Genomic DNA, 25,190 nt, shown 5'->3' on the forward strand with positions numbered 1-25,190 from the left:
GCCTGGCGCGGCGGGGCGCCCGCGGCGCGCGCCGCGGGCGGCGCCACCTCAGCCGAGCTGGGACAGGAACTTCCGGAGCTGCTGCGCCTCCACCATCGTCATCACCGGGACGAGCCACGCCTCGAGCGAGGTGGTGTCGCGAAACGCCTTTCGGCTCGAGTTGTGCGCGTCCCGGATGAGGCGCTCGACCTGGAGCCCCAGGATCGCGTTCGACACCGGCAGCAGGTAGGCCGTCCGGTGCACCGTGGCGTTCTGGACCCGCATCATCTCCAGGAACTTCTCCGCGCTCTCGGGCGCGAGCACGTCGACCTGGAGCAGCTCGATGCAGACAACAGCGCCGTGCCGGTTCTGGGTCACGACGCCCTGGATCCGGGCGATGCACGCGTCGACCTCGCCAGTCGGGAGCGGTGATGCGAGCCTCACCTCGATGAGACGACCGGCCCTGTTGTCAACGGAGTACATGAGCGAAATTCACCCTAACGTAGACGTCCAGACCAGAGCGCGTCAATGAACGGCGCTTCGGTGCGGTGCGGCTCCGTACGCGCGCACACGCCATCGACGGTTTTTGTCAGCGCCCTCATCAAGCACCACAGAAAAAACCGTCTGCGACGGCGCTCACGCGTCGGACGAGAAGATCACCTTCCCGGCGCGCGCCTCTTCCTCGGAGGCCGCCTCCCGCTCGGCCTCGAGGGCCTTCGCCTCGGTCTCCAGATCGGGAAAGCGGTACCGGATCCCCTCGCCTGCCTCGAGGTCGACGTCGCCCCCGAGGGCGACCACCTCGCGGGTGATCTCCTCCGAGCGCGGCGGCTCCCCCGCCGCGTCCTGCCACGCCCGCTGGAGCACCGCCTCCGTGATCGGCTCCCGGCCCTGCCGCGCGCCGACGCGGGTAAGGATCGCCCGAAGCACGGCCCGCCGGCCGTTCCGCCGGGCGAGCCTCCGCTGCTTCAGCGGGCGCAGGAGCGCCCGGCCGAGCGGCAGCGCGAAGAGCGCGAGCGAGAAGACGAGCGGCACCACCCCGAGCGCGACCGCCGTCCCCGTGGCGGGCAGCTCCGCCATCGGGACGCCCCGCGCCAGGAGCCCGAGGTTGTCCAGCGTCAGGTGGGCCCCGAGCGCGTAGAGGCTCATCAGCAGGTTGAACCCGTTGAGCGCCACGATGAGCGCGTTCATCCCCGGCCCGTTCCCGGTCAGCGGAGGCAGCTCCTCGCGCTCCGCCCAGACCGGCGCGGGCGCCCGCGCCGGCGCCTCCGCGGCCGTCCGCCGGATCGCCTCGAACCGGTAAACGATGCCCCCCTCCTCGGAGACGTCGACCGTGCCGTCGTAGTCGAGCATCAGCCGCGCCATCATCGGATCCGCCTCGTCGCGCGAGAGCCCCGTCACGCGCATCACGTCGGCGAGCCCGATCCGGCCCCGCTGCGCGCGGATCTCGGCCAGGATGAGCTTTTCGGCCTCGAGCGGATCGCGCGGCGCCGGCGTCGGGCCGAAGAAGAACCGGTTCACCTTCTCGTAGAAGGGCGTCTCGTCGCGTCGCTGCCCGAACGCCCCGCGGTGGCCATGCGACGAGGACCACGCCGGCTCGGCCGTCCACACGAACGGCGAGAACGGGTGGAACGTCCAGAAGATCGCGTCGAGGACCAGCCGAAAGAGGAAGTAGCCGGCGAACGATCCGGGGACGCCGTCGTGATTGCGCGAGTCGCTGCTCGATCGGGCGAACAGCTGGGCGATCAGGATCCCGACGAAGATCACGACGTACGCGATCAGCACGATCGCGATCCACGCCCGCACGACGAAGCGGGCCACGCCGGCGGCGGCCCGGAGGACGGCCTGGAGCGCGCGCGTCAGGCGCGTGCGGGTCTCCCACGGCTTGGTGAAGCCGTACGGGAAGCGGAAGAGCAGCTCACCTTCGGACGTCGCCTTGAGGTGCCCGCGGTGCTCGCTGACGAGCAGGTGCAGGCCGCTCTCCGCGTCGCGCAGCGGCAGGCCGCTCTTCGCCGACGCGTCGGCGAGCGTCAGATCGCCCGTGTGCCCGCGCAGGGCGGACCTCAGGACGCCGGCGGCGCGGCGGGCCTCCATCAGCTTCGGAGATTTCAGCGTCAACGGTCGCTCGCCCCTGTTCCACGGCGGCGCAGCCGCGCCCGTCGGTACGGCATCGCCGCGCTCGTCCACGGGGGCAGGACCTCCCCCGTGCCGAGCTTCATGGTGGCCCGCAGGGCTCCACGCAAAGGCCATGGCGCCTTTTTCGGGCGTCGACCCCGCCAGCGCGCGCAGCGGAGCCTCGCGTCAGCCGCCGCGAGCGCGGCGGTGCCTCGCGTCATCCGCCCGCGCTCGCGGCCGGAGGCGGGCGCGACCTCGGCGTGGCGTCGACCATCCGCACCTCCAGGCCGAGCGCGTCGCGCAGCATCCCCGCCTTCGCGACGACCGTCCACTCCTCGAGCGCCCGGTCCTCCGCGCCCTGCACCTCGATCACCAGCGTGTCGCCCTCGATGCGGCCGCTTACCTCCGCGACCTTGGCCCGGTGCTCGCGATCGAGCGCGTCGGCGACGCGGAGGATCGACGCCATGGCCTTCACCTTGGCGCGCGCGTCGCGCGAGAGCGCGCGGAAGTTGTCGTGATCCATGCTGGGCGGCGACTTCCTGTGGTAGCGCGCGATGTTCGCGACGATCGCGCGCTCCTCCGGGGTCAGGCCCATGAGGTCGCTGTGGGCGATGACGTAATAGCTGTGCTTGTGGTGCCCCTCGTAGCGGACGAAGTCGCCGATGTCGTGGAGCAGGGCCGCCGCGCGCAGGAGGATCCGGTCGCGCTGGCCGAGGCGATGGCGCGGGGCGAGGTCGTCGAACAGCCGCTCGGCGAAGCGGGCCACGAGCGCGCCGTGCTTCTCGTCGAAGTGGTAGCGGCGGCCGAGCCGGACGCAGGCGTCGCTGACCGCGGCGGCCTCTCCGCGGAAGTCGGGGCCGAGGAAGTGGGCGTGGGCGAGATCGACGAGAACGCCCTCCTTGAGCCCGACCCCGGGAGCGACGATGACCCGCTGCGCGAACGCCCGGGCGATGCGGCCCAGGATCGTCGCCGCGGGGACGATGGTGTCGGCGCGGTCCGGGCGCAGGCCGTAGATCTGCGCGCGCTCCTCGGGCGTCTTCGACGCCATCTCGTCGAGCAGGCGGGACATCGCGCCGACGTCGATCGCCCGCCCCTCCGCGGACCCGGCCGGCGCGGGGCAGAGATCCGCGAGCGTCTCGATGTTGCCGCCCGTGCCGACGAGCAGATCGATCCCCGAGCCCGATCCCTCGCCGAGCAGCTCCACGATCTCGCGCGTGGCCTCGACCATGACGCGATCGACGTACTCCTCGACGAGCCGCCGGTGCCCCGCGTCGACCGGGCGGCGATCCTCGAGGAAGGCCTCGACCATCCGCACCGTCCCCACGGGGAGCGAGCGCGAGAAGACGGCCCCGCGGCCGCGGAGCAGCGTGAGCTCGGTGGAGCCGCCGCCGATGTCGACGAGGAGCGCGGTCCGCTCGCCGAGCGCGACGCGCTCGCGGACGGCGAGCTGGACGAGGCGCGCCTCCTCGATCCCCTCGATGACCTCGATGTGGACGCCGGCCTCCCGCGCGGCGCGCTCGACGAAGAGGTCGCCGTTCTGGGCCTCGCGCGCGGCGCTCGTCGCCACCGCGCGGTAGCGGTCGACCTTGGCCGCATCCATCGCCGTGCGGAAGCGCCGGAGCGCCTCGCAGGCGGCGCCGATGACCCCCGACTCGAGCCGGCCCTTCGTGAACACGTCGTGCCCGAGACGCACCGAAGCGCGATCCGCATGGACATCGCGGAACGGGTGGAAGCGCGGCGCGTCGGGCGCCCCGGTCGCGGCCCCGGCGAGCGCCGGATCCCGGCCGGCCCCGAACGCCCCGAGCGCCGGAGGATCGACGTCGACGATGCGAAGCCGGATGGCGTTGGATCCGATGTCGATCGCAGCGAGCCGCGCCATGTCGGGAGAAGTAGCGAAGCTCCGGGCGGTTGGCTACTCTCATGCCGCTCATGTCGAGGAAGCTTCATCAAGGCTCGGGGGCTCCCCATCTAGGCCCCCTTCCGCATCGACCTTCAGCGCTCGCGCCCGCGCCCGGGCAGGCTCTGGACGCGCGCCGTCTCCTCGGCGGCGCGCGACGAGCGGCGCGCCTCGCGCTGGGGATCGCGACCGCGGCGCTCGCGCTGGCGGCGTGCAGCGGCGGCGAGGCGCGCGCGCCGAACCCGCTGCGCGCCCTCGACGAGCGCAGGGCGATCGAGGTGATCCGCCGCGCGATGGCGCACGAGGGCGCGCAGCCGGCGCGCGGGCGCGAGGTCGAGCTGACCAGCGGGCAGAAGGTGCGCGTCGATGTCGGCGTGCAGAGCCGCGCGTACGGCGTCGTCTACGTGACCGAGGAGGACGCCCAGGCGCTCGGCGCCGCGATCCCGCCGCCGAACGGCCGGGACGAGAAGCTGCGCATCGTCCGCGGCGGGCCGGACGGGGCCATTCGCCTCGTGCTCCTCTACCAGCAGAACTACCTCTACGACGACCTCGTCGGCGAGTCGCACGAGCGCACGACGATCACCGCCGAGCGCGAGCTCACGCGCGACGTGCAGGACTTCATCACCTACGCGCGGACGCAGAAGTTCCAGTGAGCGCGCGCGAGGAGGGCGGGCCGGCGCGCCGCCGGGGGCACAGGAGAGAGCGAGACGCCGCCGAGGAGCGCGCGCGACGCGCGCTCGGCGGCGGGGGGTTGCTGCTCGTCGCCGGGCTCGCGCTGGTCGGCGTCGGGCCGTCGGACGCGGGCATGGGGCTCACGGTGCTCGCGCTCCTGGTGCTCATCTACGGGATCCACAGCTTCGGCCGGCTGGGGACGGAGCGCGACGGACGAAGCGAGCAGGCGCGGGCTCCGTCGCGTTGAGGCTTGCGGAGCGGGGCGCGTTCGAGCAGCATCCGCCGCCATGCAACGCCCTACGCGCCAGCACCAGCACCTCACCCTCAAGGTCACCCAGAAGCAGGAGCGGAGCACCCAGAGCTCCCGGAAGCCCGGCCGCAAGCACAAGCGCTGGAGCAAGTTCCTCGCGCAGTACGCGCCGCTCGTCGCCGGCGCCGAGACGGCCGCCTCCGCCGAGAGCTGAGCTCCCGCCGCCGGCCGAGGACGCCCTGGCGCCCGGCCTTCACGATTCCTTCCCACGCATAATTTTTCACTAAATTTCATGCCGGCGCAGGCCGCCTCCGCTCCCGACGAGGCGGCGGCGCCTCCGCCCGCGATGGCGGCTGTGCCGCCCGTGACGCGAGCCGCTACGGCGGATGTGCCGCCACTGTGCGACGCGGCCACCGCACCGCGGTCTCTCCATGGGTCGTGGATTTTCGTGATGGGGTCGCGCTCATCTCGCCACGTAGCCAAGAGAACGCCCCCTCTCGGCGTCTGATACGCGATAGCCAGGCGGCCTGTCACCCACTCCGCGCGAGACGGGCGCGCCGGCTCCGCGCGCGCATGGCGCGCGAAAGGGCCCACTCCATCTCTCGCGCAAGGAAGGATCCATGCCCGCTCGTCCTCCGTCCCGCGCTGCCCGCGCGGCAGCGTCGCTTTTGTGCTCTCTCGTCGTCGGCGGCACATCACTCCTCCCGGGGTGCCTGAGCCGCCCGATAGCCCATCAGGACACGCGCACGACTGGCACCGTCGTCGAGCGGCTCCCACGGCGCGTCGACAAGATCGATCTCCTCCTGACCATCGACAACTCGGGGTCGATGAAGGACAAACAGGACATCCTCGCGCTGGCCGTGCCCGACCTCGTGAGGCGCCTGGTCGACCCCCGGTGCATCGATCCGCTGGACCCCCTGACGTCGTCCCCGCCGAGGGAGGACGGCAGCTGCCCGAGCGGCATGGAGCGCGAGTTCGAGCCCGTCGTCGACATCCACATCGGGATCATCAGCACGAGCCTCGGCAGCCATGGCGCGGACTCGTGCCCCGAGGGACCGCTCGTCTTCAACAACGACAAGGGACACCTCATCGCCCGGAGCGACAGGGACGACCACAACGACGCAGACAACGACCCGCCGACCTACCAGAATCTGGGGTTCCTCGCCTGGGATCCAGAGCAGAAGCTCAGCCCCGCGGGCGAGTCGATCCTCGACGACGGCGCGGGGCGCGGCCTGGTGCCGACGCTGACGAACATGGTCAGAGGAGTGGCCGACACCGGCTGCGGCTACGAGTCGCAGCTGGAGAGCTGGTACCGCTTCCTCGTGGACCCCGCGCCCTACGAGGCCCTCGAGGTGGTGAACGGCAAGGCGGAGCGGCGCGGCGTGGACAAGGAGCTCCTGGATCAGCGCAAGGCGTTCCTGCGGCCAGACTCGCTCCTCGCGATCATCATGCTGTCGGACGAGAACGACTGTTCCATCAAGGAGGGAGGGAATGCCTTCTGGGTCGCGAGGAATTTGACCGAATACCCAGACGGCCACAAGGAGGAGTTCCGGATGTTCCCTCCGCGCAGGGAGTGCTCGGACAAGGGCCTGGACGACCCGTGCTGCAAGTCCTGCGGGTCGGACAGGGGCGAGTGCCCGCTGGACGAGGAGACCTGCGGCCCGGACGGCCAGCTCCGTGTGCTCACGAAGACCGAGGATCCGCACAACCTGCGCTGCTTCGACCAGAAGCGCCGGTTCGGCATCGATCTGCTCTACCCGATCGACCGCTACAGGGACGCGCTCACGCAGAAACGGATCCAGGATCACCAGGGCAATCTCGTCGACAACCCGATCTTCTCGGATCTCGACCCGGACGACGAGAACAGCGCGGACCGTCCGCCGGAGTACGTGTTCTTCGCGGGCCTCGTGGGCGTCCCGTGGCAGGACATCGCGCGCCAGGACGAGGCCGGTCAGCCCGATCTCCGGGAAGGCAGGGACCAGGACGGCAACCGCGTCGGCGGCTTCAAGAGCGCCAAGGAGCTGAACGCTCCCAGCGCGAGCTTCGCGAGCACCTGGGACATCATCCTCGGAGATCCGAAGTCGCGCCGGAGCCCCGGCGATCCCCACATGATCGAGTCGCCGCTCCCCCGCGATGGCGAGAACCCGATCACCGGGACGCGCATCGCCGGCCCGGACTCGCCGGACGACGCCAACGCCATCAACGGCCATGAATGGAACCCCAACCCGAGCGTCGGTGACCTCCAGTACGCTTGCACGTTCGAGTTGCTCGAGCCCGTGACGGGCGGGGACTGCAAGAGCACGGAAGACCGAGACAGCCCCCTGTGCCAGGACAACCCCGACGGCACCGACAGCAACCTCCAGGTCAACGCGAAGGCCTATCCGGGCCTGCGGCAGCTCGAGCTCATCCGGGACCTCGGGGAGCAGGGCATCGTCGGCTCCGTGTGCCCGGCGCAGCTCAGGTTCCCGGAAGAGGACCGGCTCGACTTCGGCTATCGGCCGGCGATCGGCGCGATCGTCGATCGCCTGAAGACGAAGCTCGGCGGGCAGTGCCTGCCCCGCGCGCTCCAGCCGGACGAGAGCGGACAGGTCAGCTGCCTGGTCCTCGAGGCGCGGAGCACGGCCGAGGGGAAGTGCGGCTGCGACGGGCTGACGGCGCGGCGGGAGGTGCTCCACGAGAACCTCGCCGCGAAGCGGATGGTGCTCGACGATCCGGTGGCGGCGGTGAACGGCTGGAACTGCGTCTGCGAGGTCGAGCAGCTGAAAACGCCGGACGAGCTCGCGGCGTGCCAGAACACGGTGCCTCCTGCGCCTGTCGAGGTCGGCGGCGAGAAGGTGCACGGGTGGTGTTATGTCGACCCGCGGCTCGGCTTCGGCCGAGACGAAGTCGTCGCCAAGTGCCCGTCCACAGAGCGCCGCCAGGTCCGGTTCACCGGCGACGGCGCAGCCCTGGACGGCGCGACGCAGTTCGTCATCTGCACCGGCGACACCGCCAACCAGTAGCGCGGCGCAGACAGCAGCGATCCGCTGCGCTGGCCGCGGTCGTGGAGAGGGTCGAGCTTCCGTGGCTCGGAGCGGTGCTCAGGCAGGCGCCGCTCGCCCCGGACCCGCGCTTCGCGGATCTTTGCAATCAGCGTGAAGGGCCGCCTTCTCGGCGCGAAAGCCGATAGACTGTGATGCGTGGACTCCACGGCACACCACGGCGCGGAGCGGCCTCCGTCGGTTCCTTCTTCAGCCAGGTACGACCCCGAGCACGGCACGTTCGAGCTCGTGGAGACCGACGCCGACGGCCGCCGCTCGGGCGAGTGCGACGTCTACCGCGCGAGCGACGGCACGTTGCTCTCGCGCTGCTCCTACGCGGGCGGGGTGAAGGACGGGCCGTTCACCTTGTTCCACCCGAACGGTCAACCCGCGCAGCGCGGGCGCTACCGGGGCGGAGAGCTCGACGGCGAGGTGGTTGTGTACGGCAGCGACGCCCCGACGGAGCTCAGGCTACGACCGTGCTGTGTGCCGCCCGGCGCCTGGGAGCTGCGAACGCGCTATCGGCAAGGGAGCATCCTGCGCCAGGTCTTTCACGACCGCGACGGGTACCCGATCTCCTCGGACGGCTCCCGCTGGCCCGAGCAACCGGCCGGCGTCGCCGGAGAGGCCGACTACGACCACGGGTCGCAACGATGGCTGGTCCGCGAGGAGGACGACGCCTCGGCCTCGCTCATCGACCGTTACTTCACGCGCGAGGGCAAGCCCTCTCAGGAGATCGAGGTCCGCGCTGGCGCGCGTGTTCGCGAGCTCCGGTACGACGCGCTGGGCCGCCCTTCCGAGGAGCGGCACTTCGATCCCCAGGGACGTTTCCACGGCCCGTCCGTCCGCTGGTTTCCCGACCCGGACACGAGCCCTTACCTCGACCGGCGCGTGCGCGAGGAGCGCGGCCAGTATGCGCACGGTCACCCGGTCGGAGCGTTCACGGGGCTCGACGCGGACGGGGCGCCGGTGGTTCGACGCGAGCTCGGCGCGGCCCTCGACGAGGCGAGCCTCGGCGCATCGCCCGCGCTCGCCGAAGAGATCGCGGCGTGGGACGCCGAGCGCGTCTGGGCGCTCGCGCGAGAGCTCTTGCAGGAGGGCCGCGCGCGCGAGGCCTGCTGCGCCGCGGCCCGCGCGGCGGCCCGCGGAGGCGAGCGAGAGAGGCTCGCCGAGTTCCTGCGCGGCGCGACGCTGCAGCCGAGACCCGAGGTCGTGGAGCAACGCGGGCGAGCGCTGCTCGAGGCGTCCGACGCGACCGCGCTCGGCGTCCTGGACGAGCTCTTGCTCGGCGCCGAGCCGAGCGCGGCTTACCGCATGTTCGCCGCCGTCTTCCGGGGCTCGCGTCGCGTTGCGCTCTCGCTCGTCGAGGCGGCGCTGCTGCTCGTGCCCGAGTGCCGCTCGATCTGCATCACGCGCGCGCTCCTGCGGATCGATCTCGGCGACACGCGCGGGGCGCTCGAGGACGCCGACCGCGTCGAGGCCGAGGCCCCCGCCGTGGCCGAGCACCTCAGGACCTTCGTGCGGCTGCTGTACCCGGAGTTTGCTTTCTGGCCGGCGCGCCAGGCCATCGATCCGGTGCCCGGCGACGCATCGGTCACGGTCGAGCTCGATCAGCCGATCGAGCAGGTTCAGCAGAAGGTCCGGCTCTACGCCACACGCCTCCTGCGCCTGCGCGAGGCCGTGCAGCGCGGCCTGCCGGGCACGGAGCCCTGTCCGTGGCTCCCGCCCGACCTGTCGCACCTCTTGCCGGACGGGCCGGTGGCGCTCGCGCGGACAGAGACGACCTTGACCGAGGAGACCGAGAATGGCGTCGAGACCGTCGAGCTCACCGTGGACGAGGCGCTCGACCCAGGAGCCCTGCCAGTCTCTCTCCTGATGCGCAGGGCCCGAGCCGAGTGGGCCGCCCTCTGCTGGCTTTGCTGGTCGGCCGGCCTCGACCAGGTCGCGTTGCCGGAGCGCATCGCGCACCGGCCCGACTTCACGGCGGCGGTCAACATGTCGCTCACCCGCTGGTTCCGCGCGCGCGACCAGCTGCAGACCGGCGGGCTCGTCAGCCGGGTGCGCGGCGTACCGGGCTTCCTCTGGGAAGGGCACGACATCGGAGAGCTCGACCCCACGCTCGCGGGCATCGCGGCCGACGAGCACTTCGAGGTGCGCTGCCTCTTCGTGTGGCTCATGTTCCAGGAGAACGTCTCCCCGTTCCAGAGCGATATCCGCGCGGCGTGAGCGCCGAGTCAGGCACCATCTCGCCACAGCGGACAGGTCGAGGCGTGGCGGTCCTGCGCGCGACGGGTGACCCCTTGAGCTCGCGCGTCGCGCCGATCTCTCGCAGCGGTCGGCCTGGCGCCTCGCTTGCATCCGCTCCCGCGCATGCATCTACACCGGATGAAGACTCCAGGTCTCGCGCACATCGCCTACCTGCTCGGCAACGAGGGCGAGGCGATCGTGGTGGACCCGCGGAGGGACATCGACGAGGTCCTCGCGGCGGCCCGGGAGAGGGACCTCGTGATCAAGTTCATCCTCGAGACGCACCGCCACGAGGACTTCGTCATCGGATCTGCCGCCCTCGCGAAGGCGACGGGCGCGAAGATCGTGAGCTTGGATCATCCGCTCTTCGGACAGAGCGACATCCGGATGCGGGACGGCGAGGAGCTCGACCTGATCGGGCTGCGCGTCCGCGCGCTCCATACGCCGGGACACACGCCCGAGAGCACCTGTTATGCCGTGTTCCTCCCGGACGCGCCCGGGCGCGCCTTTGGCGTCTTCACCGGCGATACGCTGTTCATCGGGGAGACGGGGCGGACCGACCTGCCCGACCGCGACAAGACCAGCGACAACGCGCGCCTCCTCTTCGCGTCGGTGCACGAGAAGCTCGTCCCGCTCGGCGATCAGGCGCTCCTCTGGCCCGCCCACGGCTCCGGCTCGGTCTGCGGGGGCGACATCGCGGAGCGCGATGATTCCACGCTCGGCCTCGAGCGCGCCTACAATCCCGTCTTCGTGAAGTCGGCCGACGACTTCGCCCGCGCCAAGGTCGCGGAGCGCATCCCGCGCCCACCCTATTTCAGCTTGATGGAGAGGCTGAACCTCGGAGGGGGCAAGCCGCTCTCCGTGAAGCCCGGCGAAGTGCCCTTCCTGCCGCCAAACAAGTTCGCGTCGGAATCCAAGCAGGGGCTGGTGCTCGACGCGCGCGACCCCGAGGCGTTCGCGTCGGGGCACCTGCCCGGCTCGCTGAACCTCTGGTTCGCCGGGCTCCCGGTGTTCGGCGGGTGGGTCGCGGACGAGACGACCCGGGTATACCTGGTCGTCTCGCGCGCCGCGGACGTGGAGGCGGCGGTCCTGCACCTCGCGCGCGTCGGCGTCGATCACGTCTCCGGCGTGCTCGCCGGAGGGTTCGACGCATGGCGGGACGCGGGCATGCCCATCGAGAAGACGGGCACGATGACCCCGCGCGAGCTCCACGACGCGGGCGACGCCGTCGCGGTGCTCGACGTCCGCGATGATCAGGAGTTCGAGGCGGAGGGGCACATCGAAGGCGCGCGGCACATGTACGTGGGATATCTCGACGAGCACTTCGAGAAGATCCAGCCCGCGCTGCCCCGTCATGGCCGCATCGCGCTCGTCTGCAGCGTCGGGCATCGCGCTGGGCTCGCGACGAGCATCCTCCGTCGCCGCGGCTTCACCGAGGTCGCCAACGTCCTCGGCGGGATGACGGCGTGGGAGAAGCTCGGTTTGCCGAAGAAGCAGGGCCCCGAGCGCACGGTGACCACCATGGATATCGAAGGAGCGCGACGATGAGCTCGCAGGGAAGCGCGCGCTGGGCACCGGAGATCGCCGGGCTCGCGATCGGAGCGCTGGAGACGTTCGCGATGGGGACCGCGAAGCGGCCTCTCGGCGTGACGTCCGCGTTCGAGACGGCGGCGAGCGCGCTGGCGCGCCGGCTCGCGCCGCAGGCCAGCCGGGTGAACGAGTTCGTGGCCAAGCGGGAGACGACGCCGAAGATCGACTGGGAGGTGCTGCTCGCCCCGGGCATCGTCCTTGGCGCGTTCCTGGCTTCGCGCGCGTCGGGCGCGCGAGGATCCGCGCTGCCGGACGCGTGGCGGGCCCGGTTCGGGGAGAGCCGCGGGAAGCGCTACGCCGCGGCGTTCTGCGGGGGCGCCCTGATGATGTTCGGCGCGCGGCTCGGCAAGGGATGCACCAGCGGGCACGGCATCAGCGGCACGATGCAGCTCGCGGCGGCGAGCCTCGCGTTCGACGTCGCGATGGGCGTGAGCTCCGTCTTGACGGCGAAGCTCCTGTTTCGAGGAGGTGCGCGATGAAGCGGGATTCGCTCGGAAGACTGGTGCTCGGCCTCGCGACCGGGACCGCATTCGGCGCCTTTCTCCAGCGAGGAGGGGCCTCGGATGCCGACCTCATCCTCAAGCAGCTCCTGCTGCGCGACAGCAGCATTGCGCGGATCATGTCGAACGCGGCGGCCGCCGGCTCGATCGGCACGCACGGCCTGCGCGCGGCCGGCGCGACCGAGCTCGACGTGAAGCCGTTCCAGGTACGTTCGGTGATCCTGGGCGGCGTGGCCTTCGGCGCTGGCATGGCGATCCTCGGGTATTGCCCCGGCACGACCCTCGCCGCCGTCGGCGAAGGCCGGCGCGACGCGATGTTCGGGCTGCTCGGGATGGTCGCTGGAGCGCTCGCCTTCATCCGCGTGTACCCGCACATCAAGGAGGTGGTCGAAGAGACGGACCTCGGCAAGGTCACCCTCCCTTCGGCGACGAAGACGTCCCCTTGGCCCTGGGTGGCTGGCCTCGCCGGGCTCGCGGGCGCAGCGGCGCTCGTCAGCCGCGTGCGGGTGGCGTGATGGATTGGAGCGCGACGAGGACGCGTCAGTCGAGGATCATCACGGCGGTCTCGCCCCCGATGTCCAGGCGCGAAAGAAAAGACTCTAGGGCCTCCATGGACAGGGGGGCCCCCCTCACCGCCAGCGCGGATTCACGAACGCTGGTGAGCGCTGGGAGCCAGTCGAAGCTCGTGAGCTGACCCGAGCTCACGAGTCTGAGCTCACCCACCTCCGCGAGGGCGCCGAACCCTTCGAGGCCCGGGCCTTCCAGCAGATGCATCTGAAAATTCGCGCCGACGCGGCGCAGGTTGCGCAGCGCGGTGAAGTCGTCCGTGTGGTTGCGGAAGAGGGTCAGCGAGCCGTCGATGTGGATGAGGGAGGAGAGCGGCTCCAGAACGCCTGGCGTCACGTCGCTCAGGTGGATCGAGCCCCGGAAGCGGGTGCATCCGGCCAAGCCCGTGTAGGGCTCGATCGCCAGATCGCCCGGCTGGCCACACACCATCGCCTCGGCATCGGGGTCCGGCGGCTCCTTGGGAACGGCGTTCGTGAGGGACACCAGCGCGCCGCTGCGCACGCGCGACGTCGCGAAGGACTCCAGCGCTTCAGCGGTCAGCTGCGCGTTGCGCCGAGCGATCATCGAGGCGCCGATCTCCGCGAGAGCAGGAAGCCACGAGAAGTCGGCAAAGCCGCTCTGGTAGAGCCATAGCCCGGAGACGACCTGGAGCGACTCCAGGCCGCGCAAGGCCTCCGGCGCTCCCACGACCAGCAACCGACCTTCGATCCGCGTCAGGTTGGACAGGGGTCCGAGATCCTCAGGAGGCGAGTAGAGCAGCAGGGATCCCGCTATTTCCCTGAGATCCATGAGCGCGTCGATCGTCTCGGGCCCGTCCAAGGCCAGCAGATGAAGCGTGCCGAGGAAGCGCGTGCAGCCACGCAAGCGCTCCAGCTCGGGCGCGGGCCCGGTCGCCTCGTCGAGGACGTTCGCGCCCACCGCGATCACCTCCCCCGCCGTCCCGCAGTCACGCCCCTCGGCAGATCCGGCTTGTCCGCCCCCGGACGGCTCGGCGGCCCCGGAGCCGCCGCTGCCAGCTGTCGCGCCGCCTCCGCCGCCTCCGCCGCCCGCGACGGCGCTCGAAGCTCCCGTGGAAGCGCCGCCTGTCGCTCCGCCCGGGCCGTCGGGGGTGGTGCCGCAGGCCGCAGCACCGAGGAGCAGCAACCCCGCCGCGCCGCTCAGCCCGCGCCGCAACATGAGCCTTTCCCCTCTTCTCCTCGCATGGTCGCCCGATTCTAACAGAGCTCTCACGCGCGAGGCACGCTGGACTGAAGCGGCGCCGGCGGGCGGGCTAGTTGCCTGCCGTGTGGGCGATCGCGAAGATGAGGTTGCGCTCGAGCCGGATGCCCTGCGGCGTGCGGAACGCCTCGAGCTCCTTCGCGAGCCGCGCTCGCACCTCGCGCTTCTCCTCGGGGCTCAGGTGCGAGAGGTGATTGCCGAACGAGCTCGACCCGCTGTGCCTCAAGATCTCGTCGACGTCGGCGGCGTGGTCGACGAAGGTGAGGATCTCCACCGTGTCGGCGATGAAGCCGGCGCGCTCGAGCAGCGCTCGAGCCTCGTCGACCGTCAGCTTGTGCGGGCGATTGCCCTCCGCGTCTCTCCCGAGATCGGCCAGCACCTTGCGCTGGATCGGCTCGAGCTGGTGCGGCTTCTCCCGCGATCCCGTGCTGAATCCGAGCTTGCCGCCGGGCTTCAACACGCGCGCCGCCTCGGCGATGGCGCGCTCCTTCTGGGCTTCGTTCAGCCAGTGAAGGACGCTGTTCAGGTACACGACGTCAAAGCTCTTCGAGGCGAAGGCGGAGAGGTCCTCGGCGCGGCCGACCGCGGTCGCGAGGTTCGCGCGGGCCTTCTGCCGGGCGATGTCGACGCGGAGCGGCAGGGGATCGATGGCCGTCACGCTGCCCTCGGGGCCGACGATCTCTGCCACGTGAGCGGCGAGCCGGCCGGTGCCCGCGCCGACGTCGAGCACACGCTGGCCGCGCCGCACGCCCAGCGTTTCGATGAGGAGCTTGCCGTGGTTGAACTGCCGGTCGCTGCCGTGCTCGTAGGCCTGGGCGAGCTTGGGGGTGTCGAGAGAGAGGCTGATGGTGGTCATGCCGGCCGCCCGAGCAGGGCCCGTGTTGGCGCCCGGCGCCGCGCTGGCAGGGCCCGCGCGCCGGAGCGCCGCGCCGCCGGCGAGGACCCGGGCGCGGCAGATCGAGGTCGCCGCTGCCCGCGGGCCAGCAGCGATGCTGCTCTGGTGCTGCGCCGCGAGCAGCGTGGCCGCGCGGCGAAAGGCGGCGGGCAGGGACGGCGGCGGGTCCGATGCGCCGGCTCAGGGAGGGCCCTGACTTGAATTTCGAAACAATTTTATCAATCATTCATTCACTTCCAATGACAACAACCATGGATGCCATCGATCTGAAAGCGATCCACCTCCTCTCCCGCGACGCCCGCCGGTCGTGGGCGGACCTCGGCGAGGCGGTCGGCCTCTCCGCGCCCGCCGTGGCCGAGCGGGTGCGGCGGCTCGAGGAGCGCGGCGTCATCACGGGGTGGGAGGCGCGCCTGGACGCCCGGACCGTGGGCGCCGGGCTCACCGCGTTCATCTCCGTCTCGATCGCGAACCGGCGCGGTCGCGGCGAGTTCCTGCGCGCCGTCGAGCGCGCGGCCGAGATCCAGGAGTGCCACCACGTCGCCGGCGACGAGGACTACCTGCTCAAGGTGCGCTGCCGCGACACCGAGGCGCTCGAGCGCCTGCTCACGCAGGAGCTCAAGGCCCACGACGGCGTGGTGCGCACGCGCACGACGATCGTCCTGTCCACCGCCAAGGAGACCGCCCTCCCGCCCCTGCCGCTGCCGTCCGACGAGGCGCGCGACGGCGAAGCGCGCCCCCGCAAGGCGCCCGGCCGCGGAGCCGCCCGGAAGGAGGCGCCGTGAGCGGCGCCGACGGACTGCCGCCCTTCGGCGATCGCCGCGATCGTCGCGAACGCCAGATCGACGAGCGCGACCTCGCGGCGCTCGCCGCCGCCGTCGAGGACGCAGCGTTCCCGCAGCGCGATTTCTCGCACGCGCGCCACCTGCTCCTCGCCCTGCACTACGTGCGCGCTCACGGGCCCGAGGGGGCGCTCGCGCGCATGCGCTCGGCCCTGCAGGCCTTCAACGCGCGGCACCCGCCGAGCAACGGTTACCACGAGACGATCACGGTCGCCTGGCTCACGCTCGTCGCCCGCCACGCCGCCGAGCACCGAGGCGCCGCCGTCCACGAGCTCGCGGAGGGCCTCCTCGACCGCCACCGCAGCAGCAAGGCGCTGTTCGCCCATTACTCTCGCGCGCGGCTGCTCTCGGACGACGCCCGCGCCGCGTTCGTCGCGCCCGACCTCGCGCCGCTCCCGGCGCCAGGCGACGGCGTGCGCATCCGCCTGGCGACCGAGGCCGATCTCTCGGCGATCGAGGAGATCTATGCGTTCTACGTCGAGCGCTCGACCTGCACCTTCGCCACCACCGTCCCGACCCCGGCGGAGCGCCGCGCCTGGCTCGCGGCGCACGGCCCCCTGCACCCCGCCACCGTGGCCGTCGAGGGCGACGGGACCGTGGTCGGCTGGGGCTCGCTCTCGCTGTGGAACCCGCGCGAGGCCTACGCCCGCTCCGTCGAGAACTCGGTCTACGTGCGCGATGGCCTCCACCGGCGGGGGCTCGGGCGCCGCCTCCTCGCCGATCTCGTGAGCCGCGCGATCTCGCTCGGCCACCGCACGATCATCGCGCAGATCGCCGGAGACCAGGCGGCGAGCGTCGCGCTGCACCGCGCGCTCGGGTTCGAGGACGCCGGGCTGCTCCGCGACGTCGGGCACAAGTTCGACCGCTGGCTCGACGTGATCCTGATGCAGCGTGCGATTCCTTACCCTGCAAGCGACGGCCAGCAGCCGTGAGGTAACTCACGCGCCCGCGATCACCCTCGACGACCCCGAATTGCGTCGGCTGAACGCGCACGGAAACGCACCCACCGTCATCGAACCGATCGCCTCGGGATTCAACACATCGCGGGCTCGCGCGGCGAGGCCGGCTCGGGTCGTCCGGAGCAAATGGCACCGTAGCGCCGCACCCACCGAGCGCAGAAAGCGGCAGCACAGCATGTTCGTCACCAACGTTGAGCGCCGAGAGGAGCGCAAAGGGACCCCTGCCAGCGGGAGGGCCCTCGACCTGCTGGGCAAGATGGAGCGGAACGAGCGGGAGTACGACGAGACGATCGCCTATGCCCTCTCGCTCGCGTCGGCGTGGTCGTACGCCGACCCGCAGGCGCTCCACGACGTCATGAACAGCCTCGGGTTCGAGAACCGGTGCTACGCCGTCACGCTGAGCAACGATGCCGTCTCGGCGCGCACGAGCGCGTCGCTCCTCCAGCACGTCGATGGCTCGGCGGCGATCCTGTGTTTCCGCGGCACAGAGCCGGCGAACACCGGCGATCGGCTGGCCGACACCGGCGTCGAGCCGGCTCGGCTCCACGCGTGGAAGGCCGTGCAGGGCGGCGCCTACCGCGGCCGCGAGCCGATGGCGCGCTACATCGCCTGCCGTCTGAAGAGGGCGATGAACGGGCAATCGATCGTCGACGAGAAGGGCGAGCTCGTCTCGGTGGACGCCCCCGCAGGCTCCGACGCGACCGGCGAGCCCCTCGAGCACCGCTTGAAGGCGCTCTACATCACAGGACACGGCCTGGGTGGCGCGCTGGCGGCCCTCGCTGCAGCCATGATCTTCGAAGACAAGGAGCACGAGGGCATCAGGGACGCGGTGCGCGGCGTCTACACGTACGGGCAGCCGCGCATCGGAAACGAGATCTTCGCCCGGAGATGTCAGGACACTTACGGACGCCTCCTCTTCCGTCATATCCATGCCAACGACCTCGTGCCGATGTTCCCTCCGCCGTCGATCGGGAGGTTCGAGCCGTTCGGTCACGAGCTCCGATCGAGCGCGGCGGGCTGGGTGTTCTCGGAGCAGCCCGCGCGTCGTGCCGGCACGGCGCCCTTCGGCTCCACGGTGGACGTCCTGGCCTGGGTCAAGCAGCGGCTCCCCCTGGTCCGCCGACTGCAGCGGCCGTTCTCGTCGGACGACCACGCCGCGCACAGGTACGTGAGCGTATCCCAGCGATCGTTGCGTCTGCGCCGGTCGGAGCTCGTTCTGGAGAGAACGTGAGAGGGAGGTCGAGCCACGGTGATGGCCACCGTGGCCGTGCCCCGAGCGGACGAATGGATCCGCGTGCGCCCTGGAGCGCGCCCCAGGGCTCCGGCGGGCGCGCTACGAGGCCCTGGCGTTCTTCAGCGCTTCCGGGTTCCCCGGCCCCTCGAGGTACTCGTCGTACGTGCCGTTGAAGATGCGCGGATCCTTCGACGACAGATCGAGCACGCGGGTGCCGAGCTTGCCCACGAAGTGCCGGTCGTGGCTCGTCACGACGACCGTCCCCTTGTAATCGACGAGCGCCTGGAGGAGCGCGTCGATGCTCTCGACGTCGAGGTGGTTCGTCGGCTCGTCGAGCACGACGATGTTGTTCTTCACCAGGATGAGCTTCGCGAGGAACAGGCGCGCCGCCTCGCCGCCGGAGAGGTTCTCCGTCTTCTTGAGCCCGGCCTCGCCGCTGAAGAGCAGCTTCCCGAGCACCGAGCGCACGTGCTCCTTCGGGGCGGACGGGTCGAAGCGGTACAGCCAGTCGTAGGCCGTGAACCCCGCCTCGATCGCCTCGTGGTGATCCTGCGCGAAATAGCCGACGTTCGTGTCGTGGCCCCACGTGACGGCCCCGGCGTCGGGCGTGTACTCGCCGACGAGGAGCTTGAGCAGCGTCGACTTGCCGATGCCGCTCGGCCCGATGACCGCGAGCTTGTCGCCGCGGTTCAGGTTGAAATCGAGCTTCTGGATCACGCGCTTATCGCCGAAGCCCTTGGAGAGGCCCTCGACGCGCAGCACGTCGCGGCCGGAGGGCTTCTCGATCTCGAACTTGATGTACGGGCGCACGACGCTCGAGCGCCGCACCTGGATGCCCGCCTCGAGCTTCTCGATCTCCTTCACGCGCGACTGCGCCTGGCTCGACCGGCTCGCGCTCGCGCCGAAGCGGGCCACGAAGTCCTTGAGCTCGGCGATCTTCTTCTTCTTCTGCGCGGCGTCGGCCTCCGACTGGCGCTTGCCGGTCGTCTTCTGCTCGATGAAGTCGTCGTAGTCGCCCGTGTAGAGCGTGACCGTCTGGTAGTCGACGTCGGCGACGTGCGTCGCGATCGCGTTCATGAAGTGCCGGTCGTGGCTGACGACGAGGAGCGTGCCGCGGAAGGTGTCGGTCAGGTACGACTCGAGCCAGCGGATCGAGTCGAGGTCGAGGTGGTTCGTCGGCTCGTCGAGGAGCAGGACGTCCGCGCCCCCGAAGAGCGTCTGGGCGATGAGGACGCGGAGTTTGTACCCGCCCGCGAGCGTGCTCACCGTGCTCGTGTGCCGGGCGGTCGCGATCCCGAGCCCCTCGAGCATCTCGGCGGCGCGCGACTCGGCGGTGTAGCCGTCCTCCTCGCCGATCGTCCCCTCGAGCTCGGCCAGCCGCATGCCGACCTCGTCGGTCATCTCGACCTCGTACAGCCGATCGCGCTCCTGCATCGCGTCCCAGAGCGCCCGGTTCCCCATCAGGACCGTGTCGAGGATGCGGGAGGACTCGTAGGCGAAATGGTCCTGCTTGAGCACGCCGACGCGGAGCTGCCTCGGGATCTCGACCGAGCCCTGATCCGACTCCTCCTCGCCGGAGATGACCTTGAGGAGCGTCGATTTCCCCGCTCCGTTCGCGCCGACGAGCACGTAGCGCTTGCCGGGGTCGAAGCGCATCGTGACGTTCTCGAAGAGAATTTTGGGACCGTACCGCTTGGTGAGCTTTTCGAGCGTGATCATCTCAGCGGGGCCGGGCGTAGCACGTGTGCGCCTGCGGTTCCGGTGAATTCCGGAGGCAGCGCGCGCCCCGGGGCAGGCGCGTCACCTCGGCGCGGCAGGCGGCGGGCTGGCGACGCGCGCCGGCGCTTCCTCGAATACCTCGGCGTCTGGCAAGGAGAGGACCTCCCTGCCGGCCGATTCCAGCTTCTCTCTCGGCACGTCGCGGAAGCGCGCGCGGAACGCCGCAGACGGGCGGAGGGTCACGGCCTGCCCGGTCGACCTGCGCCTGTACGTTGTCTCCACGCCGTCCTCGCTCGCCTCGATCAGGCTGAGATTCAGCTTCCCGAGGCTGGCCCCCGTCGCGGCAGCGGCGCCGTCGGCGATGCAGGAGAACTGCACGTTCCGCGGGCTGTGGTGGATCACCTCGAGGTCGAAGCTCCTCGCGGGCAGCCCGAGCCTCGCGAGCGCAAAGCGCCCCATGCGGTAGCCGGCGACGGCCCACGGCCCGGCCCCGCCGTGGATCGCGGCGACGGCGCGGAGCTCGTCGTCCGGGGCCTCCGCGGCAGGCCGGCCCTGCGCGGGCGGGTGGCCGTGGTGGTGGGCCGCGTGCCGGTGCCCGCGGCCCTGATGGACAGGCGCATGCGGCCGGCCGGCGGTCTCCTGCGCCGGGCCCTCGGGCGGATGGGCGCCCGCGCCGCCGCACCGGATCGAGGAAATGGCGGCGAGGAGGATCAACGCCGCTCGGCTCATCGTCTTGCGCATGCTCGCTCGATCCCCTGGGAGGGCGGCGGAGTGTCCCCGTTCGCGCGCGACGTCAAGGGCGTCGGGCCGCGCGCCGCTGCCCGCGACGCCCGGGATCCGCCCGATCCGGCGAGCGCGCGGGCGTACCCTGGACGGTTTCACGCACCGCGGCGTCAGACCGGGGTAACATGCGCCCGTCATGCCTCGCGCGCCCGCCAGCCGTCCCCGTCGCCAAAGCCGCGCCGGCCTCGCTGGCTCCGCTGGCCTCGCCGGCGAGGCGACGACCCACGTGGCCCGCGCCGGGGGTGATGCTCGCCGATGACCCGCGTCCACCCTGAAGGCTTCCGGCCCGAAGCGCTCGTAGGCCAGGTCCTGCGCGGCAAGTGGCGGCTGGAGCGCCTGCTGGGCTTCGGCGGGATGGCCATGGTCTACGCGGCCACGCACCGCAACGGGATGCGCGGCGCGGTGAAGATCCTCCGCCGCGAGCTGTCCGAGGACGAGGAGGCGCGCTCGCGCTTCCTGCGCGAGGGCTACGTCGCCAACCGCGTCGAGCACCCGGGCATCGTCCGGGTGCTCGACGACGACGTCACCGACGACGGCTCCGTGTTCCTGGTGATGGAGCTGCTCGAGGGCGAGACCGTCGAGGCGCGCCGCGCGCGCGAGCCGGGCGGCGTGCTCGGCGCGAACGAGGTGCTCGCCATCGCCGACGACCTGCTCGACGTGCTCGCCGTCGCGCACGAGCGCGGGATCGTGCACCGCGACCTCAAGCCGGACAACCTGTTCCTCACGCGCCACGGGCAGCTGAAGGTGCTCGACTTCGGCATCGCGCGGCTGCGCGAGCTCTCCTCCCCGGCGAACGCCTCCACGCGCGCCGGCACGCTGATGGGGACGCCGCAGTTCATGCCGCCGGAGCAGGCGCGGGGGCAGTGGGACAGGGTCGACCCGCGCAGCGATCTGTGGGCCGTCGGGAGCACGATGTACCAGCTCCTCTCGGGGCGTTACGTGCACGAGGCCGAGACGCTCCCGCTGCTGCTCCTCGCGGCGATGACGCAGCCGGCGCCGCCGGTGGGCAGCGTCCTGCCGGCCCTGCCCCCGCCGATCGCCGGCGTGATGGACGTGGCGCTCGCGTTCGACCCCGACCGCCGCTGGCCGAACGCCCGCGCGATGCAGCGCGCGCTCCGCCAGGCGCGGGGCGGCGCGGCGCTCGAGCTGGCCCCGGGCGCGCCCCCGGATCCCGGGCGCGCGCCGCTGCACTCGGAGCACGGGCGCGGGCACCCGCACTCGGATCCTCCCGGACGCCCGTCGGCGCAGGCGCGAGGTCCCGGGAGCGGGCCGCGCGGCACGGAGTTCGCCGCGGCGGGCACGGCGAGCGGCGTCGCGGCCGGCGGCGGCGCGGCCAGCACCGGCACGGTCTCGCCGGTCGTGGAGCGCTCGGCCAGCGCGGAGCGCTCCGCGCCGCGCGCGGCGACCACGGGCGCGCTCCTCGCCGGCGCCGGCATGATGGCCGTGGGTGCCCTGGTCGCGCTCGTGTTGTGGCAGCGCGCGGGCGAACGGGGCGCGGAGGATCCGTCGCACGGCTCCACGGTGGAGGCCGAGCCGCGCCCCACCGCGGGCGCCGAGGCGGCGACGGCGCCGCCCGACAGCGCAGGCTCTCCCGGGGCCGGCGTGCAGCCGGCGCCGCCCGGCGATGCGGTCCCCGCGATCGCGCCGTCCGCGCCCGCGAGCACGCCGGCGCCCGAGGCCGCGAGCGCGTCCGCGCACGCGGCGCCGGCGAGCGCGAGCGCGAGCGCGTCCGCGCCGAGGCCCGCCGCCGGGGGCAGGGCGCGATCCCCCGCGACCGCGACGAAGGCGCCCGCCGCCACGACGCCGGCCCCCGCGCCGACGCCGGCGGAGGACCCGTACAACCGGAGACGTTGAGGCCGCACGGATGCGTAGATCGAGCTCGCGTAGACGATTCCCGGCGGAGGTGCTCGCCCTGGGAGGAGCCGTGCTCCTCGCCTGCCCCGACGCCTCCGCGCAGGGGCGCGATCCTGCGGCCGCGGAGGCGCTGTTCGACGCCGGCAGGGCGGCGCTGCAGGCGAAGGACTACGACGCCGCGTGCCCGAAATTCCGGGAGAGCTACGAGCTCGATCCGGCGCCCGGGGCGCTGCTCAACCTCGGCGACTGCGAGGAGAAGCGCGGCAGGGTCGCGACCGCGTGGTCGATCTTCCGGCAGCTCGCGCGCGATCTGCCCGCGAACGACGACCGCCGCCCCATCGCCCAGTCGCGCGCGGCGGCGCTCGAGGCCCGCGTGCCGAGGCTCACGATCCGGCTCGCGCCGGGGGCGCCCGCGGACACGGCGGTGCAGCGCGCGGGGGTCCCGGTCGGCGCGGGCTCGCTGGGCTCGCCGTTGCCGGTGGACCCGGGCGAGGTCCAGGTGACGGCGGCGGCGCCGGGCCGGAAGCAGAAGATCTTCACGGTGCAGCTCGCGGAGGGCGCGCAGGTCGAGCTGCTGGTGGCGCCGGAGGAGGCCGCGGCCGCCGCGGGCGCGGGGCCTGCGCTCCCCCCGAAGACCGCCCCGCAGGAGGCGGGGGGCTCGCCCCGGCGGACGGCCGGCTGGATCAGCGCCGGCGTCGGCGCGGTCGGGATCGGCGTCGGCGCCGTGTTCGGCGCGCGCGCGATCGGGAAGAAGGGCGACGCCGAGGCGTACTGCGACGAGGACAACGTCTGCCTGGATCAGGGGATCAAGCTGCAGAAGCAGGGCGTGACCGCGGGGACGATCTCGACGGTCGCGTTCCTCGTCGGGGCGGCGGCGCTGGGCACGGGCGCGGTGCTCGTCTTCACGGCGCCCTCCTCGGGGCAAGGGTCGCCGGCGCCCCGGGCCACCCTCGGCGTTGTGCCGGGAGGCGCCGTGGCGACCATCGTCTTTTGACGGGAGCTGCGCGGCGTCGCCGCGAGGGAGGGGCCCGGGTGGTGAAGCGCGATCAGAAGAGCGTTCGAGCCGTGTTCTCCGCCGTCCTGCTCATCGCCGCGGGCGTGGGAGGTTGCAACGCGCTCATCGGCCTCGAGGTCGGCCAGCTGGACGCATCGACGGGCGGCGCGGGCGGCGCCGGCACGGGCACGGGCGGAGGGGCCGAGGGCGGCGGTGGCAGCGGCGGCGCCGGCACGGGCGGCAGCGGCGGAGGCGACGGCGGCGGCGCCGGCACGGGCGGCGGCGGCGGGGGCGGCGGCGAGGCGCCGTTCTGCGGCGAGGATCGCGAGGACGCCATCCGCGGGCCGCAGGCGCGCTGGGGCACGACCCTCGGGCTCGACGTCACCGATGTCGCGGCGCACGGCGACGGGGTGGCGGCCATCGTCAACGAGAAGGGCTCGATCTCCGTCGCGCGGTGGACGCGCGGCGGCACCCGCGATGCCGGGTATGGGCTGACGGCGACCGATCTGCTGGAAGGCGACATCAAGGCCACGCACCTCTCCATCGGCCAGGGGCTCGCCTATGTGGCCGGGTGGTCGGAGAGCGGCCCCCAGCTGCCCGGCGCGTCCACCTCCGGGTGCGTCCTCAGCGGGCTCGCGCGCTCTCACCCGAGCTTCCTCGCTGCGCTCGACGAGAAGGGCCAGTGCCGGTGGGCGTGGTCGCCGGACGGCGGCGCCACCTCCACCCCGCTCGGCCTCGCGGCGGCGCCCGGCGCGGTGGTGATCGCCGCCTCGGTGAAGGGGCCGAGCGTGAACGACGGCACGTGCACCCTCGCGATGGGCGGCGCGGAGACGTCCGTGGGGCTGGCCGCGCTCGATCCGGCGGCAGGCGGTTGCCTGTGGGGGATGCCCATCGGCCCGTCGCCGGCCGTGACGGTCGGAGAGCTCCTCGTCGACGAGGCGCGCGGCGAGGTGCTGGCGGTCGGCCGCTACGAGGGCGAGGAGGGCTACGTCGTCGGGGGAGCGCTGCTCCCTCCCTCGCAGGATCGCGATGTGTTCGTGGCGCGCTTCGCGCTGACCGAGGGGTCGCTCAAGGGCATCGACGCGTTCCCCCTCCCCGGGCATCAGGACGTGGACCAGCGCGGGGCCGCGCTGCTCCCGGGCGGCGACGTCGTGATCGTCGGCTCCTACGCCGGCTCGCTCGATTTCGGCGAGGGCTGCCCGCCGGCGCCCGAAGAGGACGCGCCGGACATGGAGAACTTCTTCGTCATGCGCGTCGCCGGCCCGTCCGTGGTCTGGGGCCGCGGGTTCGGCGACGCGGGGCACCGGCAGTGGGTCGCCAGCGTGGCGGCGGCGCCCGATGGGCTGATCTACGTGACGGGGAACTACCAGGGCGAGATCGACCTCGGGAACGGCGGGAAGCTCGTCGCTCCCGCGACGGACGCCGATCCGATGGTCGGGTTTCTGATCGTGCTCGACGCCCGCGGCAACGTCGTCTCCGCCTCCGAGCTGAAGGGGACGGGCGACGCTTACGTGTGGGCCGCCGCGCCCGGCCCGGCGCCTGGCGACGCCCTCTATCTCGGCGGGGAGCTGGGCAGCACCCTCGATATCGGGCGCGACCCGCCGCTCACCGACGCAATGGGGCGCGGGTTCGTCGCCGAGCTCCCGGGCGTGCGGTGATCCCCGCGGTCCGGCGCGCCGGGCCGTGAGCGCTCGACGCCCCGCCCCGCGCATCGGCCGCTGCGACCGGATCGCCGCGGCCCGCGCTCCGGCCGACGGCGGAGAGCGCGCCTTTCGGTGAGGGACGCGCCGGAACCCTCTCGACTCCTGGAGCGACGCTCGCCATGAAGTCGATGGTGGCGAGCGAGGCGAGAGCTCTCGCT

Annotated in this window: 22 protein-coding genes; 15 read left to right on the forward strand and 7 right to left on the reverse strand. The window is 72.2% G+C overall.

Annotated features, from left to right (window positions below; genetic code table 11):
• Positions 1–48 precede the first annotated feature (48 nt).
• From WMF11_RS31955 to WMF11_RS31965, 3 genes are all read right to left on the reverse strand, one after another.
• Positions 49–462 carry a hypothetical protein gene (locus tag WMF11_RS31955; RefSeq protein WP_437293542.1) on the reverse strand — a complete coding sequence of 138 codons (414 nt, stop codon included), beginning with the start codon at positions 460–462 and terminating at the stop codon, positions 49–51.
• A 153-nt stretch (positions 463–615) separates the two neighbouring features.
• Positions 616–2,094, reverse strand: coding sequence for a hypothetical protein (locus WMF11_RS31960; RefSeq protein ID WP_437973431.1), 1,479 nt, complete (start codon positions 2,092–2,094; stop codon positions 616–618).
• 214 nt (positions 2,095–2,308) lie between these two features.
• Positions 2,309–3,970: a Ppx/GppA phosphatase family protein gene (locus tag WMF11_RS31965; RefSeq protein WP_437973432.1), complete on the reverse strand. Its 1,662-nt coding sequence runs from the start codon at positions 3,968–3,970 to the stop codon at positions 2,309–2,311.
• Between the two features lie 50 nt (positions 3,971–4,020).
• Between WMF11_RS31965 and WMF11_RS31970 the strand changes: the two genes are divergently transcribed.
• From WMF11_RS31970 to WMF11_RS32005, 8 genes are all read left to right on the forward strand, one after another.
• Positions 4,021–4,641 carry a hypothetical protein gene (locus WMF11_RS31970; protein WP_437903008.1) on the forward strand — a complete coding sequence of 207 codons (621 nt, stop codon included), beginning with the start codon at positions 4,021–4,023 and terminating at the stop codon, positions 4,639–4,641.
• Entirely contained in the window at positions 4,638–4,907 is a 270-nt protein-coding gene (locus WMF11_RS31975; RefSeq protein ID WP_437903009.1) for a hypothetical protein, read from the forward strand. The genes WMF11_RS31970 and WMF11_RS31975 overlap by 4 nt, the downstream gene beginning before the upstream one ends.
• Before the next feature lie 40 nt (positions 4,908–4,947).
• Positions 4,948–5,124 carry a hypothetical protein gene (locus tag WMF11_RS31980; RefSeq protein WP_437542522.1) on the forward strand — a complete coding sequence of 59 codons (177 nt, stop codon included), beginning with the start codon at positions 4,948–4,950 and terminating at the stop codon, positions 5,122–5,124.
• A gap of 406 nt (positions 5,125–5,530) precedes the next feature.
• Positions 5,531–7,912 (forward strand): hypothetical protein, encoded by a 2,382-nt coding sequence (locus WMF11_RS31985; protein ID WP_437973433.1) that lies wholly within the window; start codon positions 5,531–5,533, stop codon positions 7,910–7,912.
• Positions 7,913–8,089: 177 nt separating this feature from the next.
• Positions 8,090–10,156 carry a toxin-antitoxin system YwqK family antitoxin gene (locus WMF11_RS31990; protein ID WP_437973434.1) on the forward strand — a complete coding sequence of 689 codons (2,067 nt, stop codon included), beginning with the start codon at positions 8,090–8,092 and terminating at the stop codon, positions 10,154–10,156.
• Between the two features lie 159 nt (positions 10,157–10,315).
• On the forward strand, positions 10,316–11,725 hold the full coding sequence (locus WMF11_RS31995) for an MBL fold metallo-hydrolase (protein WP_437973435.1): 1,410 nt from the start codon (positions 10,316–10,318) through the stop codon (positions 11,723–11,725).
• Positions 11,722–12,246, forward strand: a complete 525-nt coding sequence (locus tag WMF11_RS32000; RefSeq protein ID WP_437973436.1) for a YeeE/YedE thiosulfate transporter family protein — start codon at positions 11,722–11,724, stop codon at positions 12,244–12,246. The genes WMF11_RS31995 and WMF11_RS32000 overlap by 4 nt, the downstream gene beginning before the upstream one ends.
• Entirely contained in the window at positions 12,243–12,782 is a 540-nt protein-coding gene (locus tag WMF11_RS32005; RefSeq protein ID WP_437973437.1) for a DUF6691 family protein, read from the forward strand. The genes WMF11_RS32000 and WMF11_RS32005 overlap by 4 nt, the downstream gene beginning before the upstream one ends.
• A 25-nt stretch (positions 12,783–12,807) precedes the next feature.
• On the opposite strand, the gene WMF11_RS32010 is transcribed toward WMF11_RS32005, so the two are convergent.
• Both WMF11_RS32010 and WMF11_RS32015 read right to left on the reverse strand, forming a co-directional pair.
• Complete coding sequence (locus WMF11_RS32010; RefSeq protein WP_437973438.1) at positions 12,808–14,010, reverse strand: hypothetical protein; 1,203 nt, start codon at positions 14,008–14,010, stop codon at positions 12,808–12,810.
• 94 nt (positions 14,011–14,104) lie between these two features.
• Entirely contained in the window at positions 14,105–14,908 is an 804-nt protein-coding gene (locus tag WMF11_RS32015; protein ID WP_437973439.1) for a class I SAM-dependent methyltransferase, read from the reverse strand.
• Between WMF11_RS32015 and WMF11_RS32020 the strand changes: the two genes are divergently transcribed.
• The 4 genes from WMF11_RS32020 to WMF11_RS32035 all read left to right on the forward strand — a co-directional run bounded on the left by WMF11_RS32020 (position 14,907) and on the right by WMF11_RS32035 (position 17,976).
• Positions 14,907–15,143: a hypothetical protein gene (locus WMF11_RS32020; protein WP_437973440.1), complete on the forward strand. Its 237-nt coding sequence runs from the start codon at positions 14,907–14,909 to the stop codon at positions 15,141–15,143. The two genes, WMF11_RS32015 and WMF11_RS32020, sit on opposite strands and share 2 nt — an antisense overlap.
• 55 nt (positions 15,144–15,198) lie before the next feature.
• Complete coding sequence (locus WMF11_RS32025) at positions 15,199–15,729, forward strand: Lrp/AsnC family transcriptional regulator (protein WP_437973441.1); 531 nt, start codon at positions 15,199–15,201, stop codon at positions 15,727–15,729.
• Positions 15,726–16,718: an N-acetyltransferase family protein gene (locus tag WMF11_RS32030; protein ID WP_437973442.1), complete on the forward strand. Its 993-nt coding sequence runs from the start codon at positions 15,726–15,728 to the stop codon at positions 16,716–16,718. The genes WMF11_RS32025 and WMF11_RS32030 overlap by 4 nt, the downstream gene beginning before the upstream one ends.
• A 202-nt stretch (positions 16,719–16,920) precedes the next feature.
• Positions 16,921–17,976 carry a lipase family protein gene (locus tag WMF11_RS32035; RefSeq protein WP_437973443.1) on the forward strand — a complete coding sequence of 352 codons (1,056 nt, stop codon included), beginning with the start codon at positions 16,921–16,923 and terminating at the stop codon, positions 17,974–17,976.
• A 102-nt stretch (positions 17,977–18,078) separates the two neighbouring features.
• Here WMF11_RS32035 and WMF11_RS32040 read toward each other — a convergent pair whose 3' ends face one another.
• Together WMF11_RS32040 and WMF11_RS32045 are read right to left on the reverse strand one after the other, a co-directional pair.
• On the reverse strand, positions 18,079–19,698 hold the full coding sequence (locus tag WMF11_RS32040; RefSeq protein ID WP_437973444.1) for an ABC-F family ATP-binding cassette domain-containing protein: 1,620 nt from the start codon (positions 19,696–19,698) through the stop codon (positions 18,079–18,081).
• An 81-nt stretch (positions 19,699–19,779) separates the two neighbouring features.
• Positions 19,780–20,439 (reverse strand): FmdE family protein, encoded by a 660-nt coding sequence (locus WMF11_RS32045; protein ID WP_437973445.1) that lies wholly within the window; start codon positions 20,437–20,439, stop codon positions 19,780–19,782.
• A gap of 297 nt (positions 20,440–20,736) precedes the next feature.
• Between WMF11_RS32045 and WMF11_RS32050 the strand changes: the two genes are divergently transcribed.
• The 3 genes from WMF11_RS32050 to WMF11_RS32060 are packed head-to-tail and all read left to right on the forward strand — an operon-like array spanning position 20,737 to position 24,987.
• Positions 20,737–22,335 carry a protein kinase domain-containing protein gene (locus WMF11_RS32050; RefSeq protein ID WP_437973446.1) on the forward strand — a complete coding sequence of 533 codons (1,599 nt, stop codon included), beginning with the start codon at positions 20,737–20,739 and terminating at the stop codon, positions 22,333–22,335.
• A gap of 10 nt (positions 22,336–22,345) precedes the next feature.
• A complete protein-coding gene (locus WMF11_RS32055) occupies positions 22,346–23,329 on the forward strand; it encodes a tetratricopeptide repeat protein (RefSeq protein WP_437903039.1) in 984 nt (327 codons plus the stop codon).
• A 38-nt stretch (positions 23,330–23,367) separates the two neighbouring features.
• Positions 23,368–24,987: a hypothetical protein gene (locus tag WMF11_RS32060; RefSeq protein WP_437973447.1), complete on the forward strand. Its 1,620-nt coding sequence runs from the start codon at positions 23,368–23,370 to the stop codon at positions 24,985–24,987.
• The last annotated feature ends 203 nt before the right edge of the window (positions 24,988–25,190 follow it).

It is taken from the genome of Sorangium sp. So ce295, assembly GCF_051527405.1.
In the GTDB taxonomy this organism is placed as follows: Bacteria; Myxococcota_A; Polyangia; order Polyangiales; family Polyangiaceae; genus Sorangium; species Sorangium cellulosum_B.